This window comes from Chloroflexota bacterium (assembly GCA_026706485.1).
Taxonomy (GTDB): domain Bacteria; phylum Chloroflexota; class UBA11872; order UBA11872; family UBA11872; genus JAJECS01.
The window spans coordinates 100,883-118,414 of record JAPOYR010000011.1 but is presented as its reverse complement, the minus strand read 5'-3'; the positions used below and the strand labels follow the sequence as shown (position 1 = coordinate 118,414).

12 protein-coding genes are annotated in these 17,532 nt (G+C 63.6%); 2 read left to right on the top strand and 10 right to left on the bottom strand.

The genetic code is table 11. The annotated features are described in order from the left end of the window. Positions 1 to 160: 160 nt before the first annotated feature. The 9 genes from OXG79_10015 to OXG79_09975 all read right to left on the bottom strand — a co-directional run bounded on the left by OXG79_10015 (position 161) and on the right by OXG79_09975 (position 11,779). The gene (locus OXG79_10015) at positions 161 to 1,855 is read right to left on the bottom strand and encodes an ABC transporter substrate-binding protein (protein MCY3784108.1); all 1,695 of its coding nucleotides are present in this window, start codon (positions 1,853 to 1,855) and stop codon (positions 161 to 163) included. A 288-nt stretch (positions 1,856 to 2,143) separates the two neighbouring features. Further along, positions 2,144 to 2,968 carry an FCD domain-containing protein gene (locus OXG79_10010; GenBank protein MCY3784107.1) on the bottom strand — a complete coding sequence of 275 codons (825 nt, stop codon included), beginning with the start codon at positions 2,966 to 2,968 and terminating at the stop codon, positions 2,144 to 2,146. Positions 2,969 to 3,379: 411 nt separating this feature from the next. Then, positions 3,380 to 4,351, bottom strand: coding sequence for an ABC transporter ATP-binding protein (locus OXG79_10005; protein ID MCY3784106.1), 972 nt, complete (start codon positions 4,349 to 4,351; stop codon positions 3,380 to 3,382). After that, the gene (locus OXG79_10000; GenBank protein MCY3784105.1) at positions 4,351 to 5,352 is read right to left on the bottom strand and encodes an ABC transporter ATP-binding protein; all 1,002 of its coding nucleotides are present in this window, start codon (positions 5,350 to 5,352) and stop codon (positions 4,351 to 4,353) included. Before OXG79_10000 ends, OXG79_10005 begins: the two co-directional genes overlap by 1 nt. A gap of 77 nt (positions 5,353 to 5,429) precedes the next feature. After that, a complete protein-coding gene (locus OXG79_09995) occupies positions 5,430 to 6,464 on the bottom strand; it encodes an amidohydrolase family protein (GenBank protein MCY3784104.1) in 1,035 nt (344 codons plus the stop codon). Further along, positions 6,461 to 7,756 carry an ArgE/DapE family deacylase gene (locus OXG79_09990; GenBank protein MCY3784103.1) on the bottom strand — a complete coding sequence of 432 codons (1,296 nt, stop codon included), beginning with the start codon at positions 7,754 to 7,756 and terminating at the stop codon, positions 6,461 to 6,463. Before OXG79_09990 ends, OXG79_09995 begins: the two co-directional genes overlap by 4 nt. A gap of 78 nt (positions 7,757 to 7,834) precedes the next feature. Beyond that, a complete protein-coding gene (locus tag OXG79_09985; GenBank protein MCY3784102.1) occupies positions 7,835 to 8,740 on the bottom strand; it encodes an ABC transporter permease in 906 nt (301 codons plus the stop codon). Then, positions 8,727 to 9,695, bottom strand: a complete 969-nt coding sequence (locus OXG79_09980) for an ABC transporter permease (protein MCY3784101.1) — start codon at positions 9,693 to 9,695, stop codon at positions 8,727 to 8,729. The genes OXG79_09985 and OXG79_09980 overlap by 14 nt, the downstream gene beginning before the upstream one ends. Positions 9,696 to 9,877: 182 nt before the next feature. Beyond that, positions 9,878 to 11,779, bottom strand: a complete 1,902-nt coding sequence (locus tag OXG79_09975) for an ABC transporter substrate-binding protein (protein MCY3784100.1) — start codon at positions 11,777 to 11,779, stop codon at positions 9,878 to 9,880. Between the two features lie 1,235 nt (positions 11,780 to 13,014). Here OXG79_09975 and OXG79_09970 point away from each other — a divergent pair. Then, positions 13,015 to 13,971 (top strand): histidine kinase, encoded by a 957-nt coding sequence (locus tag OXG79_09970; GenBank protein MCY3784099.1) that lies wholly within the window; start codon positions 13,015 to 13,017, stop codon positions 13,969 to 13,971. Positions 13,972 to 13,975: 4 nt separating this feature from the next. Beyond that, positions 13,976 to 14,668, top strand: a complete 693-nt coding sequence (locus OXG79_09965) for a response regulator transcription factor (protein MCY3784098.1) — start codon at positions 13,976 to 13,978, stop codon at positions 14,666 to 14,668. A 359-nt stretch (positions 14,669 to 15,027) separates the two neighbouring features. Here OXG79_09965 and OXG79_09960 read toward each other — a convergent pair whose 3' ends face one another. After that, positions 15,028 to 17,382, bottom strand: coding sequence for a response regulator (locus OXG79_09960; protein MCY3784097.1), 2,355 nt, complete (start codon positions 17,380 to 17,382; stop codon positions 15,028 to 15,030). Positions 17,383 to 17,532 lie beyond the last annotated feature (150 nt).

The following is a 17,532-nucleotide window of genomic DNA, read 5'->3' as shown; positions in this document are numbered from 1 at the left end:
CGTGCTCGCATCTCCTGATCTCGCACCCTTCCACGACCGCAATCAGCCAAACTGGTCGAGCCGTGCAGCGACACGGCGCTGCGGGAAACGCTGGGGATGGGCGAGGGCCTTCCCCCTGTTTGGCAAGACCCTCGCCCGGGAGACTTCCCCGAATCGCGCCTCAACTCGTCACACGGATGTCCTCGAACCGCGGCCACACGTCCATGATGCGGACGTCCTCCACGTTGTTCGTGCTGACCACGTGTGAGTCGACGTCCAGGAACGGCACGCGCGGCGATTGGTCGGCGATGCGCTGCTGGATCTCGGCGACCTGCTCGAACTTGCTCGACGCATCCAACTCCGCCACGGCAGCCGTAATCAGGTCGTCGGTCTCCGACGTGCCCCACCGGCTCCAGTTGGATCGCGAGTCGGACTTGTAGCCGAAGATCATGAAATAGGCCGCGTCGAAAATCAGGGGCGGCCAGTTCATGGTCGCCGCGACGCACTGGGCCTGCTGGGTCCCATCCTCTCGCAGGTCGCAACCCTCCAACACCGCCGCCGACGAGAGCCGCTGGATCTCCATGTTGACGTTGATCTTGCTCAGCTCGCCCGCCAGCACCTGGAGAGCCTGCCCTTGAATGGCCGAGCTCTCGTCCTGGCTCACGGTGAAGCTGAAGCCATCCGAGTGGCCGGCGTCCTGGATCAGCTGTCTGGCCTTGTCCAGGTTGTATTCGTACTGCTGGTAGTACGGCTGGTAGCCAAAGCAGATTGACGGCACCGGACCCTCGGCGGCGCGGGCGAACCCAAACGTCAACTGGTCGACGAGCTGCTGTCGCGGCAGGGCGTGGTTGAGCGCCTGACGCACGCGCACGTCGTCGAACGGCGGCTCGCTCATGTTCAGCGCCAGGTAGTGATGCTCGCTGCCCGGAGCGTGATGCACGGTGAAGGCCGGATCGTCGTCAAACTCCTTCAAATCCTTTAGCAGGAGTTGTTCCGTCATGTCGATGGCGCCCTCGCGCAGCAGCAGCGCCCGCTGGGTGGCATCGGTGATCACGGTGCCCTCGATCGCCCCGACGGCGGGCCGGGCCGAGTAGTCGGAGCCGCCCCAGTAGTCCTGCCGGCCGCGCAAGAGGAAGCGCGTCGACTCGAACTCCTCGACAATCCAAGGGCCGGTGCCGATTGACGCCGCGCCCTCCACGGTCGCCGCCCACTCCTGCGCCCAGGGATCGTTGCTGGTCGCGTGGGCCTGCAGCGCCTTGCTGTTCATGATCGGCGCATATGGGCCCATCTCGGTCGCTGACAGAATGGTGAACGAATTTGCCCCTGGGGTGAGGTGCATCTTCACGGTCATGTCGTCGATGACTTCCGGCTTGGTCTCCGCCGTGAAGTTGCCGATCACGCCCAGAATGAAGGCCGGAATTCCGGGAATGGTGAGCGATCGCTCCATGCTGTAGGCGACGTCCTGGGCCGTCAGCGGCGTGCCGTCACCGAAGGTGATTCCCTGGCGTAGCCGATAGGTGACGGATTTGGCGTCGTCTGCAATCTCGTAGCCCTCGGCCAGCCACGGCACCACCGAGTTGTGGTCCTTCGTGCGGGTTCCCTTGCTCGTGGCCTTGTAGCCGTAGCGCGTCAGGTTCTCGAGGATGTTGGCGATCACCGCCCGGCTCGGCTCGGAGTTCGGGTCGGCCTGGTTGTCCAAGGAGCCCATTTCCGCCGAAGTACCGAAACGCAAGACCTGCTCCTCGGCGCCTCCGGGGACCATGACTTCAACTGGAACTTCCTTGATGACCTCGACTTCCTTGATCACCTCCTGCGTCACGACCTTTTCGACAACTTTTTCTTCGCCACAGGCAGCCAAGACGGCGGCTGCTCCCATTCCGGCCGTTCCGAGAATCGCGGCTCGAAGGGCCTGTCGTCGGGACATCAATTTCGCATGCATCTCCAACCTCCCAATCAACGCCGTCGGGTGTGCGCGACCCGCATCAGGGGTGGGAGTCTCTCGCTGCGCCGTAAATCTTCTCGGGTACAAAAACGCTCGTTCTGCCCGCCGGTGGGCGGCTGGCAGAGCGCCTGAGTTCCCGCCACATTTCCTCGATCTGGCCGAGAGCCATCGACTCCTGCGCCTTGGTCGTCGTCACAATCCCGAACGTCGGCCATTTACCTCTCAGGCTTCGCGATGGGCGCCTCCTTCCAGCACTAGCGACTGGTCCATCGATTTGATCGCGTTCGGCCGCCGGCCGGCGCGAATCCGCCCTCCGTCTTCCGACTCGTCAAGGAGTCGATTCATCGCGCGGCGAATGTCGGACTCGGTCCGCGAAAGGTGTCGCGACATTGCATCCGCGGCCGCGTCGGCGTCCTCGCGAGTGATGGCGGCGACGATCTCAGCGTGAGATTGGGCGGCGTAGGCCACGGGGTCCGATTCGCTCCCCTGCGTGGATAGCCGGATTACGGTTCGCAGCAGCGGAAACAGCGGCGAGAGCGCACGGTAGAGAAAACGGTTTTCCGTCGCCTCGAGGATTGCCGCGTGGAGCTCGATGTCCCGCTGGTTGAAGAGCATCGGATCGTCGCCAATTGCCGTGGGGATTGCCGCCAGCGCTTCATCGATCCTGCGTTTGTGTTCCGGCACGGCGTGCTGCGCCGCGAGCGCCGCTGCCTGGACCTCAACCGCGCGGCGCGCTTCGAGCATCTCGTCCACCAGCGCGGGAAACTGTGGACTCTCGTGAAACGCCTCGGTGACCCCAGGATCGAGAACGTTCCAGTCATGCGGCTCGCGCACGATCGTGCCGATGCCGTGGTGAACTCCCACCAGGCCGCGAGCGGCGAGGATCCGAAGGGCCTCTCGCACGACCGCGCGGCTGATCCCGAACTCGTCGCCCATGATGGGCTCGGGGGGGAGAAAGTCGCCGGGAGCTAGCTCTTCCCGCACGATGCGGCCGGTATACGCCACCACGACTTCGTCATGCAGACGGGATCGAATCGGCCGCGCCATCTTGAGGTCATTGGGTCATCAGATGACATGCTGAATATGGCACCCGAACTATTCAGCTGTCAAGAATTTCGGGAACGAGATAATGATTCATGCTGACTCAGGGCGCATGGGTCTTCCGTTTGCGGCGACTATCGGGTCGTGTCCACGGTCGCTGAGGGGGATTTCAGACACATCCAAGTCGCCTGCACGCCCTTTCGGGTCGCTCGAGCGGGGCAACCAGAGACTGCCGAAAACCCACCACACCATAGTTTGGCGCGATTCGCTCGGGGTCTACCGGTGGGTGCCACAGCGCTGGCAGCGAAATCCTTGGCAAGGACGAGGTCCCTGGTTCAATTCTGGGTGTGGGCGGTCGCGATCATGCGGCTCGGGGTCGGTGACGTGCGGGACTCTGACTTCGAGGCCCCTACCGGCCTACTCCGGGAAATGGCACGCGACGTGCGCCCGATCGAGCGGGTCGAGCTGCGGGAGCACGGTGCGGCACTTGTCCTGCGCCTTCCAGCACCGTGGATGGAAGGGGCAGCCGGGCGGGATGTCTGCCGCGCTGGGCACTTCGCCCGCCAGCTCTATCGGGACGTCCGTCCGCCGGCGGGTGCTGGGAACCGCCGAAAGCAGCGCCACCGTGTAAGGATGACGCGGATGCTCGAACACCTGGTCGACCGGGCCCGATTCGACGATTCGGCCCAGGTACATGACGGCGACGCGATCGCACAGGTAGCGCACAACCGCCAAGTCGTGCGAGACGAAGAGCATGGCGAGATGCCGGCGCTCGCGAATGCGCTCCAGCAGCCGCAGAATCTGCGCCTGCACCGACACATCGAGCGCGGAGAGCGGCTCGTCGGCGACGAGAACCGCGGGTTCCAGGGCAATGGCGCGCGCCAGCGCCACCCGCTGCTGCTGACCGCCGCTCAGCTGTCCTGGGTAGCGGCCGCCGAGTTCACTCGGCAGCCCAACTTCCTCGAGCACCTGGCTCACATGGTCATCGACCAGGCTGGAGGCCACCACGCCGCCGGCCTGGACCGGCAGACTCACGATGTCGCGCACGCGACGACGCGGGTTGAGCGATCCGGTCGCGTCCTGGAAAACCATCTGGATGGACCGCCGGTCCTCGTGGCTGGCGGTCCCGGACCCAGCGTGCACCTCGCGACCGCGAAACAGCACGCGGCCTTCAGTGGCTGTCTCGAGTCGGACGATGATGCGGCCCAGGGTGGTCTTGCCACAGCCGCTTTCGCCGACCAAGCCCAGGGTCTCTTCGGCGTAGATGTCGAGGCTGACCCCGGCCAGGGCGCGCAGTCGGCGCGCCGCCCCGAAGAAGCCTCGATGCGGGAGGTCGAAGACCTTGACCACGCCTTGAACTTGAAGCAGGGGCTCGGGACTGGCAGTCATCAGTACAGGTGGCAGCGAACCGAGTGCCCGGGCTCGACGCCGCGGGGCTCCGGATCCTCGATCGGGCATCGGTCGAAGCGTTGGGCGCAGCGGGGCTCGAATGCGCAGCTGCGGCTTTCAACCGTCAGGTCCGGCGGAAACCCTTCGAGCGGAATGAGATCGTGGCGCTCGCCCTTGACTTCGGGCACACAGGCCAGGAGCGCCTGCGTATACGGGTGGAGCGGCCTCGCGAACAGGTCGTTGGTTGCGCCGGATTCGGCGATCTTGCCCGCGTACATCACCAGCGTTTGGTGGCAGTTCTCCGCCACCAGGCCCATGTTGTGAGTGATGAACAAGACGGCCATCCCGAGCTCACCGCTCAGGCGATGGAGCAGCCGGATGATCTGGGCCTGGATGGTGACATCGAGCGCGGTTGTCGGTTCGTCGGCGATGAGGAGTTTGGGCCGATTGGCCAGCGCCATGGCGATCATGGCGCGCTGGGCCATCCCGCCGCTGAATTGATGGGGATATTGGTGCAGGCGGCGTTCGGCCTCCGGAATCCCCACGCGCTGCAGCAAGTCCAGCGCGCGCTCGCGGGCCGCGCGGCGACCGATCCGATCGTGTTCGAGGATCGCTTCCTGGATCTGGAAGCCGATGGTGAGCACGGGGTTGAGCGAGCTGAGGGGGTTCTGGAAGATCATGGCGATCTCCTTGCCCCGAATCTGGCGCAGCGTCCCGCTGGACGCGCCGACCAGGTCCTGTCCCTCGAACAGCACGCGTCCGGACACGATTTCGCCCGGTGGCCGGATCAGGCCGAGGATCGAAAGCGCGGTGACGCTCTTGCCGCAGCCCGACTCGCCGACAATGCCGACGACCTCACCGCGACGGATGGAGAACGACACGCCATTGACCGCTCGCACGAGTCCATTCTTGGTATGGAATTGCGTGCGCAGGTTCTCGACGCTCAGCAGCACGGAGTCGCTCCGAGGACGCTCGTCTGGATGCTGCGCGGAGCCGGCCACGGCAGAATCCTCCGTAGGTCCCGCCGTGGTTCCCGTTCCAGCCGCTGGCATCACGCTAGCCCGCCGCGCCTAGCGCCTCAGCGTCCCGCCGGATACGCATCCGGATCATCTCCCCACAGGAACCGGCACGCGGTCCCACCCAGGATCATGGCCGACTCCTCGGGGCTGAGGAACGGCGCCTCGCGAATCGACCTGATGAGCTCTGGATATCCCACGTGCCCCAAATAGGGCCAATCGGTGCCAAAGATGATCCGGTCGGCGCCGAGTCCTTGCGTCAGCACTTCAACGATCCGCAGCGCGCTGCGGTAGGGATACGCCTCGGTTGCGGGGATGACATGTTGATAAGCCGATAGCCCGCAAAACAGGTTTTGGTGCGGCGCGATCATGTCGATCGGCCCTTGCAGCAGCTCGTAATCGATTTCTCCATCGGCGAGTGCTTTTGGCTCGGCCTCGCCATATTGAATGCTCTTGAGCTCGTTTCGCCTGAGGATTGGCGTCCCGTAGTGCGTGATCTCCATCCGCACGTCCGGATACGCCTCGGCCACCGTGTGGACGGTCTCGGCGAATTCTCCAAACGATCGGTATTTCCCGACAAGCCGCGGCGCAAACCATGGGAAATGCAGATACCAATACGAGAGATCGATGATGCACGGCACCTGCCGGTCCGACATCAGCTCGAAGATGGGCCGCCACCCCGGCTCGTCGATGGTCGAGTTTGTGAAGGCGGGCAGGATCTTGAGACCCGTCGCGCCGTTGTCCAGGTCGCGCGCCGCCCGCTCCACGTAGCCCGGCACGCGCGGATCGATGGAGTCGGCAAACAGGAAGAAGCGATCTTTGTGCGCCGCCCAGTCGCGCCAGTAGCAGGCCTTGTTGATGAACGGATCGAAGCTGACCAGGATGTCGTCGCGGACATCAGGGTGAAAGTGCTCCATCACGTCGATGATCGTGGACGTGAGCAGGCAGGCGTAGTCGATGCCGGCCTGGTCCATCTGCCCGAGCAGGTCGTCAACGCCCCCGCCCCAACGCGCGCCGCCCCACTTGTGCGCCACCCCTTCGTAGCCGGGCTCCTGCCGGTCGATGAGATGGGCGTGTGTGTCAATCACTGGAGTCATGCCGGCAACTCGCTTCCGCACCATTCCATGGCCATGGCTGCCACGAACTGGATCACGGGCACCATGCTCGGCAGCTCGATGTATTCGTCGGGAGCATGGGCCCCGCCGCCGCTGCCGGGGCCGAGAATCAGCGCCGGCGTGTACTTGTGGAAGCTGAAGTGCCGAATGTCGCACCAGGCGTTGACGGTGATCCAGCGCACGGGGATGCCGGCAATCTCCTCGTGCACGCGGGCAAAGGTCTGATAGAAGGGGGCGTCCTCGCGCAGCAGCCAGACCGGTTCGGTCGCCAACCCTTCGAACTCGACCTCGGGCGGGTGGTCACGGAGCCACGGGTCTTGCCGCGCGAACGCGTCGATCGTCTCCCGGATCTCCTGCCGAATCGACTCCAGCGAGTCCGGGGGGTTGAAGGCCATGCAGCACTCGATCTCGCACTTTGCCGGGATGTTCGAGTACCACTCCCCGCCGCGAATGCGACCGACGGAGAAGTGAAGCTCGTTTTCGATGGCGTTCCAGCCGCCGGGAAGCGGCGCGGCGCGCTTTTGGTCCCGCAGTCCGCGAAGCGCCTCGGCCACCTGCATGGCCAGGTGAATGGCGTCGGTCTCGCGATCCCACCGCACCGGCGATCCGCCGCTGCCATAGACGCGAACGACGAACTGCACCTGCCCTGAATGGTTGGTGTAGGCGCGACCCAGCGGGGAGCCGTCGACCATCCAAGCCGCATCCGCGGTGTATCCGCGCGCCATGCAAGCCAGCGTGCCGTTGGCGGCGGCCTCCTCGTCGATGGCGCTCTGCAGAATGATGTCGCCCGCGGGCTCGAATCCCGCCTCCTGCAGCGCGCGCACGGCGGCCAGGATGTCGACGATCCCGCCCTTGTCGTCGATAGCACCGCGCGCGTACATGCGGTCGCCCACGATCGTCGCCCCCCACGGATCGTGGGTCCACAGCTCGACGGGTTCGGCCGGGACGGTGTCGATGTGCGCGTTGAGGATCAGCGAGCGGCCGCCCCCGCTGCCTTTCCACACGCCCACGACGTTGGGACGGTTCTCGTAGGACCACTTGGACGGCGTCCAGCCGGGCAGCGTTGCCATTGCCTCCGGGTCGCAGTCGAACACGTCGACCTCAAGGCCGAGTGCCGAGAATTGCTCGGCTACCCAAGCCTGGGCGGCCGCTTCCGAGCCTGTCGGACTTGGAATGGAAAGCAACTCGCCCAGCAGGCCGACGGTCTCGGCGTGCATGGCTTCAATGCGGTCGAGCGCCGCCTGACGCACCGCCTCGTGCGTACGGACGCTCATTGCTCAGCGCCTCCTCCCGCCTGCCGGTTCATCGTTGCCTCCAAGCTCCCCAATCGGCTGCAATTGCCGATTCGGGGCCTACCGAACCCGTTCCTCGCCCAGCGTGCGCTGCAGAGCGTCGCCAAGCACAAAAAATACAAACGAAACCAGGGCCACCAGGACGCTCGGAATCAGCGCCAGATACGGGGCCCGGAAAATGTGGCCGCGCGCTTCGGCGATGAGCGTGCCCCAGTCCGCGTCCGGCGGCCGGACGCCCAAGCCGAGGAAACTGAGCCCGGCGATCGCCACGATCATCCAGCTCATCTGGATCGTCATGAGCGCTACCGCCAGCGGCAGCACGTTCGGAAATATCTCGTACCGGATGATCCGCCAGCCGCCAAGCCCCGACACCTCCGCCGCCTCGACGAACGGACGCTGCTTGATCGAAAGCACCAGGCTGCGCAGGGTCCGGGCCGTTCCCGGAGTGCCGCCGATCATCAGAGCGATCATGGCGTTTCGAATGTCCGTGCCCAGCACGGCGACCATGAGGATCACCAGCAAGAGAAACGGAAATGCGAGCAGCACGTCGATGATCCGCATGAGCACCGAATCCACCCAGCCTCCGAAGTAGCCGCTCGTCATGCCGATGACCAGGCCGGCGACCATCGCTCCGAACGCCGGGATGAGCCCGGCCATGATCGAAAGCCGCCCGCCGACGATCAGCCGGCTGAGGTAGTCGCGGCCCAGGTGGTCGGTTCCCATCGCGTGCCCTTCCGACCACAGCGGCAGGTATCGCTCCGACAGCACGACCTCCGTTGGATCGCCCGGCGCGATCCAGGGGGCGACGATCGCGAACACCATCATCGCCACGGCAATGACCAGCAGGACCGATATCCATCGGTTCGCGCCGACCCACGCGGCAAGGGCGGCGGCGCGACCGGCTCCCGGCACCTTGACGCGGTTGCCGGCGCTCAGCGCCGCGTCCACCGGCTCAGTCCCGCGCATAGCGAATCCTGGGATCGATGAGGCCGTAGGAAAGGTCCACGAGGAGATTGACGAGCGTGAAGATCACGAGGATGAGCAGCGTGATGCCCTGCACGATTGGGAAGTCCCTGGCGAGGATGGCGTTCACCAGCCCACGCCCAAGACCTGGCCAGGCGAACATGAACTCCACCAGCACCGAACCGGAGAGAAAACCGCCGAACATGAGCCCGGTGTTGGTGACGATTGGCACCATCGCGTTGCGCAGCACGTGGACCAGGAACACCCGGCGCTCGGATAGGCCCTTCGCATAGGCGGTGCGCGCATAGTCGCCGAGCAGGGCGTCGGTGATCGCAGCCTTGACGATGCGCCCGAGCACGAAGCCGGGCACGGTGGCCAGCGTCACCGCTGGCAGCACCAGGTGCCGCAGCCGGTCGAGAAGGCCGGAATCCTCGACCGATTGCATGCCCAGCACGGGCAGCCACCCGAGATTGACTCCGAAGATGATCATCAAGATCAGCGCGAGCGAGAACGAGGGAATGCTGATCATGACCACCGAGAAGCCGGACAGCGCATAGTCCGCCACCCACATGCGGCGATGCACGAGCAGGGCGGCGACGATGCCGATCCCGGTTCCGCCCAGGACGGCGATGACCCATGCCGTCGCGCCAAGGATGGCCGTATTGATCGCCCGCATCCGCATGAAGTCCCCAACCGATTGCGGCTGGACGATCGAGTCCCCCAGGTCGCCGCGGACCAGCTGCCCGACCCAGTACAGATACTGGACGGGCGCCGGTAGATCGAGGCCGAATCGCTCGGTGTACCTGGCGACCAACTCGGGATTGGTCACGCCCTGGGTCCCCAGCATCAGCTGGATGGGATCGCCGGGAATCGCTCGCAAGGTGCCGAAGACGAGGATGCTGCCGCCGACAATTACCAACAGCGAGGCCCCGAGGCGTCGCAGCAGAAAGCCAGTCATAGACCGTCAGCGTCCCGCCGGCCGCACCGCGACCGGCGCGTGCATCCCGGGCGTCGCGACCGATCCATATCCCACCCTAGACAAATCCCAACCATTCGTTCCCGTGCCCTCCCGGGGACCCCCGAAGGGTCCCGGGAGAGTCACAACGGGGAGTTGGCCTCCCTGGCGAGGACGGGGACGGGCTACCGATCGAGCCAGACGCGCTCGAGCTCGTTGACCCGATAGGGTCGGTAGAAGAGCCCATGGACATCGGACTTGATCAACACCGGAAATCGGCTGAGCACGCCCCATTGCATGATCGCGCCCTCGGCAATGATCTGTTGAACCTCGCGGTAGGCGGCGGCGCGGGTCTCTGGATTCATGTCCTTGCGGGCTTGCGTCAAGAGCTCGTCCACCCGCGCGTCGCAGAATTGCGCGAAGTTCCAGCCGGCGCCCGCCTTCTCGGCCGGCGGGCGTTCCTCGCATAGGTACGTCGGGTCCAGCAGGAAGCTCGGGTCCGGCAGCGCCGTGTTCCAGCCCAGCGGGTAGAGCTCGAGCTTGTCGGGGTTCCGGATGCCTTCCACGTCGTCGAACACCACCGACGGGTCCATGATCCAGAATTCCGTCTCGATCCCGATGTCCTTCAGGTTCTGCTGCATGAAGAGGCGGTTGTCGTCCACCGGCGTGCCGGCCGCCAGCCAGGCGGCGATGGTGAAGCTGGCGCGCTTGCCGTCGCTCTCGCGCACGCGTACGCCATCGTCGCCCAGCTTCCAGCCGAGGTCCTCCAGGATCTGCCTGGATTTCTCCGGGTCGTACTCGTAGGTCGGCACGTCCCCGTTATAGGCAAACCCGTGCGGGTACCACGGCGTGGGCAGGTAGTCGTTGAACGGTTCCAACTCCTTGATCCGGGTCTTCCAGTCGTAGGCATGGGCCAGCGCCTTGCGGAACTCGGGGTTGTCGAACGGATCGATGGCGTTGTTGGCCGACAGGTAGAAGTAGGTGTTCGTGGCGAACAGCTGCAGCCGGAACTTGGCGTCGTCCCTGAGCTCCAGGATGTCCGGCGTCAGCGCAAACGGGAACACATCGAGGTTCCCCGCCCGGAACTCGGCGGCTGCCGCCTGGGCGTCGGGAATGATGCGGTAGATGACCTTGTCGAGGAACGGCGCGTTGTCCGGGTTCCAGTAGCCCTCGTTGCGGACAAGGCTCAGCTGAACACCCGGCTCGAACGCATCGAAGGTGAACGGCCCGGTGCCCACGGGGTTGAGATCGATGTCTTCCCCAAACTGCTCGATGGCGGCCGGGCTCGTCATGTAGGTAGCCTCGGTCGTCAGCCGCCAGTGAAGAATCGGGTCGGCGTCGAGTCCCGAGAACACCCGCACGACATCGCTGCTCACCTTCTCGGCGTGGCTGAGCAAGGCCCAGTTCGTGTAGGGATACACGCCGGTCGCGTGAAATGGATGATCGGCGTCGAACACGCGGTTCAAGTTGAAGACCGCGGCATCCGCGTCGAAGTCGGTGCCGTCCTGGAACTTGATGCCGCCGCGGATCGTCAGGTCGATGAACGTGCCGTCGGGCGAGATCTCGAAGGCCTCGGCCAGCCAGGGGACGGGCTCGACCTTCTCGAAGTCGAACTTGAGCATCGTCTCGGAAATCATGAAGGCGATGCTCTTGTCGACTTCGGCGAGAGCCTGTGGCCCCTCGATCCCACCAACCTGTGGGTCCCGCGTGTGGCGCAAGATCAGGGTGCCGCCACGACGAACGTCAACGGGCCGCTCGACCTCGCGGGTGACGACCTTCTGGACTTCGACTTCGCGGATGACTTCCTTCTCGACAACCTTCTCGACCTCGACCTCTTTGATGGTCTCGACCGGGACTTCCTTGATGACCTCCTTGGTGACGACCGTCTCAACCGGGACTTCCTTGATCACCTCTTTGGTGACGACCGTCTCGACCGGAACTTCCTTCACCACCTCTTTGACTTCGGTGACCGTCACCGTCACCGTCTTCTCGACGACTTCGGCCTCGCCGCATGCCGCCAGAATGGCGGCCAACGTGGCGGATCCGCCGCCCAGCATGGCGGCGCGCAGCAATTGCCGACGCGTCATCCCAGATTCAACTGCTCGTCCCATTTGAGTCCTCCCTTTACGCCTATGCTCGGATTGGACCCGTGCGCCGGCGGGCGCCCACGATACGCGGCATTTCACCGCAAGGTGAATAATTCGATGCCGATTTGCCGTGGGCCGAATAAGTATCAGGCCAAACGATCTGGCCCGTCAACGGAGGGCGGGCTGGTGGAGCACGCCGACGCGGGGGGGCGGCGTGAGGCGCATTGACCACTGGTGGAGCCATTCCTCGCTTCGATATCCCACGTCCACCCGCAACCGCTGCGCCGAGGTCTAGCCGACCCTCACCGCCCCCAAATTGCAAGCGGAACGTCACGCGCCTGCCGACCAGCGCGGAGCGCACGCGGCTGCGCTGCGGTCGCGGTGTCAGGCGTCGCGCGCCGGGCCGCAATCAGGACCGGTGCTGGCGCAATTGCACACCGGACGGCGCATGCCGTACGGGATCGCTTGCGGAAACCGCCTGGTCCCGGCCGCCCCGACTTCGTATCGATTGCTACCGAGACGCTTTGGGTAGCTAACGAGACCGTTGAGTTCACTACTGAAGAATTGTCCACGGCGACCCAATCTCGGATGGGGAAGATAGCTGCAATTTGGAGTACGAATCTGGTACTGGCCAATCGATGCGTCGCGATTCTCATCCACTCATTGCCGTGGCCGTTCAAGCCAATGCAGCGTGCATCGCGCTCGACCGCCGGTTGTGGCTTTCCGCCTTAGCTATGGGGTCTTTGGATACCTTTCTCGATAGGTATCTTCAGACCTTTTCACATTTTGTTGTGCGCAGTAGAATGGGACTGTCTAATTTGGCTGGAGGAATCGTACCACGCCACAAGTTAGATCTGAACGCATTGCCTTGTCCGCAAGTTGGATCTGTGGTGTGAGTCGAAGGTCGATTGTATCGATGATTCCCGAGTTGCGTGGTAGAACCGCGAGAATAAGCGGGCATAGCGTTGGTTAGGCTGAAGGAATATCCTCTCTACATTCGATCGTGGCTTGAAAGCAATGCCCGAACGCATCCAGATGAGATTAGGCACGCCGCAACAATAGCTGTCTGGGCGAGATGGACATTCGCGCTTGGTTGCATTGTGCTCCTTGTATATCGGCCTAGTCATGAGACCTATCCATACGCGCTGCTTGCGGGTCTTCTAATCGTGTTTGTAGGGTTCAACGCTGGGTTGCACGGCGCGATACTCCTGCGAAAGACAATCACGTGGCGCTGGATGTTCGCGGCAAGCGCGATTGACGCGTTGTTGATCTCAAGTGTAATTGTCGTGGGAGGAGGATTTCAACACTTCTTTTTTGTCGCCTACTATCCGGCGCTAGCGCTTATCGCGGTCGCGTCGACCTCGATCGCGGTGTGGGTAATCTGGACGACGTTAGTGGCAATACTATATGCATTGATCAGTGTTTACGCCGGCGAAGGCCTCGATTTGAGCATGCGGAATGAGAAGACGCTATTCGCTAGGATATTAGCAATGTATATTGTGGTGATTACAGTGAATCTGATAAGCCGAATCGAAAGGATGCGGAGGCGGGCGGCGGTGCGAAGCGAACGAATTCTCTTTGAAGAGCGTATGGACGTCTCGCGAACCATTCACGATACGACAGCGCAGTCGGCCTATATGGTGAGTCTTGGAATCGAGACGGCGCTTGACCTCGCTGACAAATCCAACGAGAGATTGATGTCGACACTCGGGGCGACCTTGGCGCTCGCAAAATCTGCGATGTGGGAATTGCGTCGGCCGCTCAACATGGGAGGCATCTTCGAAGGCAAGATGATCAGTGATGTCTTGGGTACGCATATTCGCACATTCACGGCCATCACCTCGGTTCCTGCGAAGCTGGAGCAGTCGGGGGAAGAGCCGCTGTTGGACGTCGAGACTCGGTCGGTTCTATTCCTTATTGCCCACAATGCGTTGACCAATGCATTTCGTCATGCCGAAGCATCGAATGTGACGGTCGGTCTGGAGTTTTCGCGTGGGCGTATTCAGCTCACGGTGGCCGATGATGGCAAGGGTCTTCCGGAAGACTTCGAAGAGGGTGGGCATGGAATCTCGAATATGCGCCTGGACGCTGAACGCATTGGAGGGAGTCTTTCCGTGGAATCTGGTGAAGCTGGTGGCGGTACGTCGGTCATCTGTCTCATTCCGAGACAGCGTGGCATAGAGGGGGATTGACAAGTTGCAAGCGAAAGAGATCAAGGTGCTGCTTGTCGACGATCATCCGATCGTCCGGCAGGGGCTGCGTGAGATTCTGGAACATTCGACCGGCTTCAGAGTGGTGGGAGAAGTCGGAGATGGAGCAGAGTCCGTGAAGGCGGCGGTGCGGCTGGTCCCGGATGTCGTGATCATGGACGTGCTCATGCCAAACATGGATGGCGCTGAAGCGTGTCGGGAAATCATGAGCGCATTGCCGGAGACTCGGGTACTGATCCTGACGGCTTCGACGGAGGAGGAGGCGGTCATCAACGCAGTTGCCGCCGGCGCAACCGGATACCTGCAGAAATTCACGGGCAAGGAGGACTTTCTAGCGGCCGTTCGCGAAGTGGCCGAAGGCGGCTCGCGGTTACCGATCGAAATCGTTCGCCGGGTATTCGCCGATCTGCGTAGTCCGTCGCCGTCCGTCAGCCCGGTGCAATCCCAGGAGCTCACGGCGCGAGAGCGTGAAATACTCACCATGTTTGCGCACGGCAAGGCGTATGCCGAGATTGCCAAGGCTCGAGGCAATAGTCCCCTGACCATCAGGAACGCCATGTATCGAATACAGGAAAAGTTGGGCTACAGTTCGAAACAGGAGATCGTCGTCTGGGCCGTGCGGAACGGATTGCTCGATGATCCGGATACCAGTCGTGTGGACGCGCCCCAAAAGAGTTGACGAGGAATTCCGGCAGGCCCTCGCCCACGACGGTGTGCGTCACACGCGGATCCGCGCGGGCCAGCCCCAGAGCAACGGCTGCGTCGAGCGCGTCCACCAGACCATCCTGGAGGAGTGCTTCCGCCCCACCTTCGCCCGTGCCTTGATCCCCCGCTTCACGGCCCTCCGTGCCGATCTGGCGCACTACCTCCGCTACTACAACCACGACCGCGCGCGCACCGGCCGCCGTACCCAAGACTGCCATCCCGCCGAAGTCCTTGGAGCTGCCAAAATGTGGCCGCACAGGTCGTCCAGATGAGCCCCACCCGTCGCTACATCTCGGGCAGAGGACAGGTTAGCTGGCCGTGCGCCGAGCGTCGCTACGGCTTCGCCAGGCGGTAGCCGACTCCCGACTCGGTGAAGATATAGACGGGGTCTCTGGCGTTGTCCCCGAGCTTGCTGCGCAAGCCCTTGACGAACGACCGCAGGAGCGGCTGGTCGGCCGAGTGCCCCGGTCCCCAGACGCTTCGCAGCAACTCGTCGTGCGTGAGGACCCGTCCGGCATTGTTGGAAAGTTCCGCCAGCAGTTTGAATTGGGTCGGCGTAAGCGTGATTGGACGGCCCGCCACGGTGACCGTGCGTTCCAGATAGTTGATCGTGAGGTTTCCTATGCGGAAGGGCTCGACCGCCTGGGCCTGTCGGTAGACGGACCGCTTGTGCAGTGCCGCCCGGATCCGTGCCACGAGCTCGGTTGGCGCGAACGGTTTGACCAGATAGTCGGCGGCGCCCATATCGAAGGCGGTGGAATAGTCCTGCTCGCTGCCGCGACCGGACACGAAGATGACCGGGACCTCGAAGACATTGGGAATGCGCTTGATCAACTCGAAGCCGCTGCTCCCCGGCAGCGTCAGATTCAACAGGACGAGATGAGGCTGCTCAGCTTGCAGGAGGCGGTCAAATTCATCCGGCTCGCTGGTGATGGTGACCGAGTAGCCGGCTTCCGAGAGAACGTTCCGCACGTAGCGCAATACCTGCGGATCGTCGTCGACGGCGAGCACGCGTTGCCACCCGGCGGACGCTCCGGGCGCGCTCGCCGCGGCGGGGCTCGCGGACGGTTCCGCCATCGCGTCGACCGCAGGCAGCGTAAATGTCAAGCGTGTGCCCCGGCTCTCGCCGTCGCTCTCGGCCCAGATGCGGCCGCCGTGCGCCTCCACGATGCCGCGGCAGATCGCCAGGCCGAGGCCGGTCCCCTCGATTTCTGGACCATGCTCGAAGTCGATCCGCGAGAACTTGCTGAACAGGCGGGGGAGTTGCTCGGCTGAGATTCCCCGTCCCTCGTCCGTGACGCTCACGGCCACGTGCAGGTCCTGAAGCGAGGCGGTGACGCGTATCGCGGACCACTCGCGCGAGTATTTGGATGCATTGGAAAAGAGGTTGTAGAGGACTTGGCTCACACGCCGTCGATCCAGCGGGATCCGCGGGATTTCCGGTGCGACCGACACCTTGATGCTGTTCCGGTAGCCGCTGCCGAGGAAGGCGTCGCGCGCGCTGTCAATCACGCTCCCGATGTCTGTGAGTTCGGGAGCAACCGAAAGGGTGCCCGCCTCGATCCGGGCCAATTCAAGGAGATTGTTGATGAGGTCCCGCATGTGGTCGGCTTGTTCCTCGATGATGCGAAAGAACTGCCGAGTCTCCGCGGGGTCCATTGGAACCGAGGCGTTCCGCGCAGTCGCGGCGGATCCCTTGATGGACGTCAAGGGTGTGCGCAACTCGTGGCTCACCATGCCGAGAAACTCCGCGCGCAGGCGTTCCAGCTCTTCCAGCGGCGTGATGTCCTGGACCGTGGCCACCACCGACACGATTTCTCCGTCGTCCGAATGGATTGGGGTTGCGTTCACGAGCGTCGTCACCGTCTCACCATCCGGGCGGTGGATGACCATTTCTTCGGTGCGCACGGTTTCGCCGCCGAGCGCTCGCTCCACGGGCAGTTCAGCGCGTGGAATCTCTCGCCCGTCCAAGCGTTGAAAGGTGAATAGCGAGAGCGCCTGTTCGAGTGAACGGTCCTGCCCGTGCAAGCCACCGGAAATGCGGCGCGCCTCTTCATTGAACTGCACGACGTCCCGCGTTTTGGCGTCGACGACCAGCACCCCCACGGGCGAGGTGTCGACGAGAGCCTCCTGGTCGGCCTTGGCCCGCTGCTCGTCGCCGTAGCGCCGGGCGTTTGTGATGGCGGTCGCCGCCTGGGCGGCGAACATCTCCAGGGTCTCTTCGTCGTCGAGGGTGAAGTCTAGGCCGCCTTTCTTCTCGCCGATGTAGATGTGTCCGATCTGGTTGCCCCGATCACGAATCTGCGCGCCGAGAAACGTGCCAATTGACAGGTTGAGATCGGGAAACCCGGCCGAGCTGATGTGGGCGCCGAAATCCCGGGTGCGCAGCGGCCTTTTCAACCCGCTGAGGTAATGAAACAAGGCCGGGCCATTCGGAATCGCCAAGAGTTCTTGGCTTTCGATAGAGGTCAGTCCGGAAAAGACCAAGTCCTGGGGCTCGCCGTCGTCGTCTTGGGTGGTGATCGCGGCGTAGCGCGCGTCTGTGAGCGAGCGCGCGCTATCGGCAATCTCCTGCAGCACAGTGTCGAGTTCCAGATCCTGACTGATCCGAAGGATCGCCTCCGTGAGCCGCGACAGTCGGGATCGCAGGCGCTCGTTTTCGAACCGCAGGTCTTCGCCATCCAGCAAGGCTGTACCTCGTGACGCATTCACCTTCGTCAGCGACAGTCTGCCATGTCGCCTGTGGGTGAACACGCCCTATGGCTCTCACGGCGTAACGGCCCGCCCAGGGTTCGCCGTCGCCGCAAGCCGCGCGAATAGGTCCGAGTGTAACGGTGC

What these genes read in the sequence shown, in the direction of transcription:
- OXG79_10015 (MCY3784108.1), bottom strand. Translation starts at nt 1,855, where the DNA reads ATGGGAGCAGCCGCCGTCTTGGCTGCCTGTGGCGAAGAAAAAGTTGTC.
- OXG79_10010 (MCY3784107.1), bottom strand. Translation starts at nt 2,968, where the DNA reads ATGGCGCGGCCGATTCGATCCCGTCTGCATGACGAAGTCGTGGTGGCG.
- OXG79_10005 (MCY3784106.1), bottom strand. Translation starts at nt 4,351, where the DNA reads ATGACTGCCAGTCCCGAGCCCCTGCTTCAAGTTCAAGGCGTGGTCAAG.
- OXG79_09995 (MCY3784104.1), bottom strand. Translation starts at nt 6,464, where the DNA reads ATGACTCCAGTGATTGACACACACGCCCATCTCATCGACCGGCAGGAG.
- OXG79_09990 (MCY3784103.1), bottom strand. Translation starts at nt 7,756, where the DNA reads ATGAGCGTCCGTACGCACGAGGCGGTGCGTCAGGCGGCGCTCGACCGC.
- OXG79_09985 (MCY3784102.1), bottom strand. Translation starts at nt 8,740, where the DNA reads ATGCGCGGGACTGAGCCGGTGGACGCGGCGCTGAGCGCCGGCAACCGC.
- OXG79_09980 (MCY3784101.1), bottom strand. Translation starts at nt 9,695, where the DNA reads ATGACTGGCTTTCTGCTGCGACGCCTCGGGGCCTCGCTGTTGGTAATT.
- OXG79_09975 (MCY3784100.1), bottom strand. Translation starts at nt 11,779, where the DNA reads ATGACGCGTCGGCAATTGCTGCGCGCCGCCATGCTGGGCGGCGGATCC.
- OXG79_09970 (MCY3784099.1), top strand. Translation starts at nt 13,015, where the DNA reads ATGTTCGCGGCAAGCGCGATTGACGCGTTGTTGATCTCAAGTGTAATT.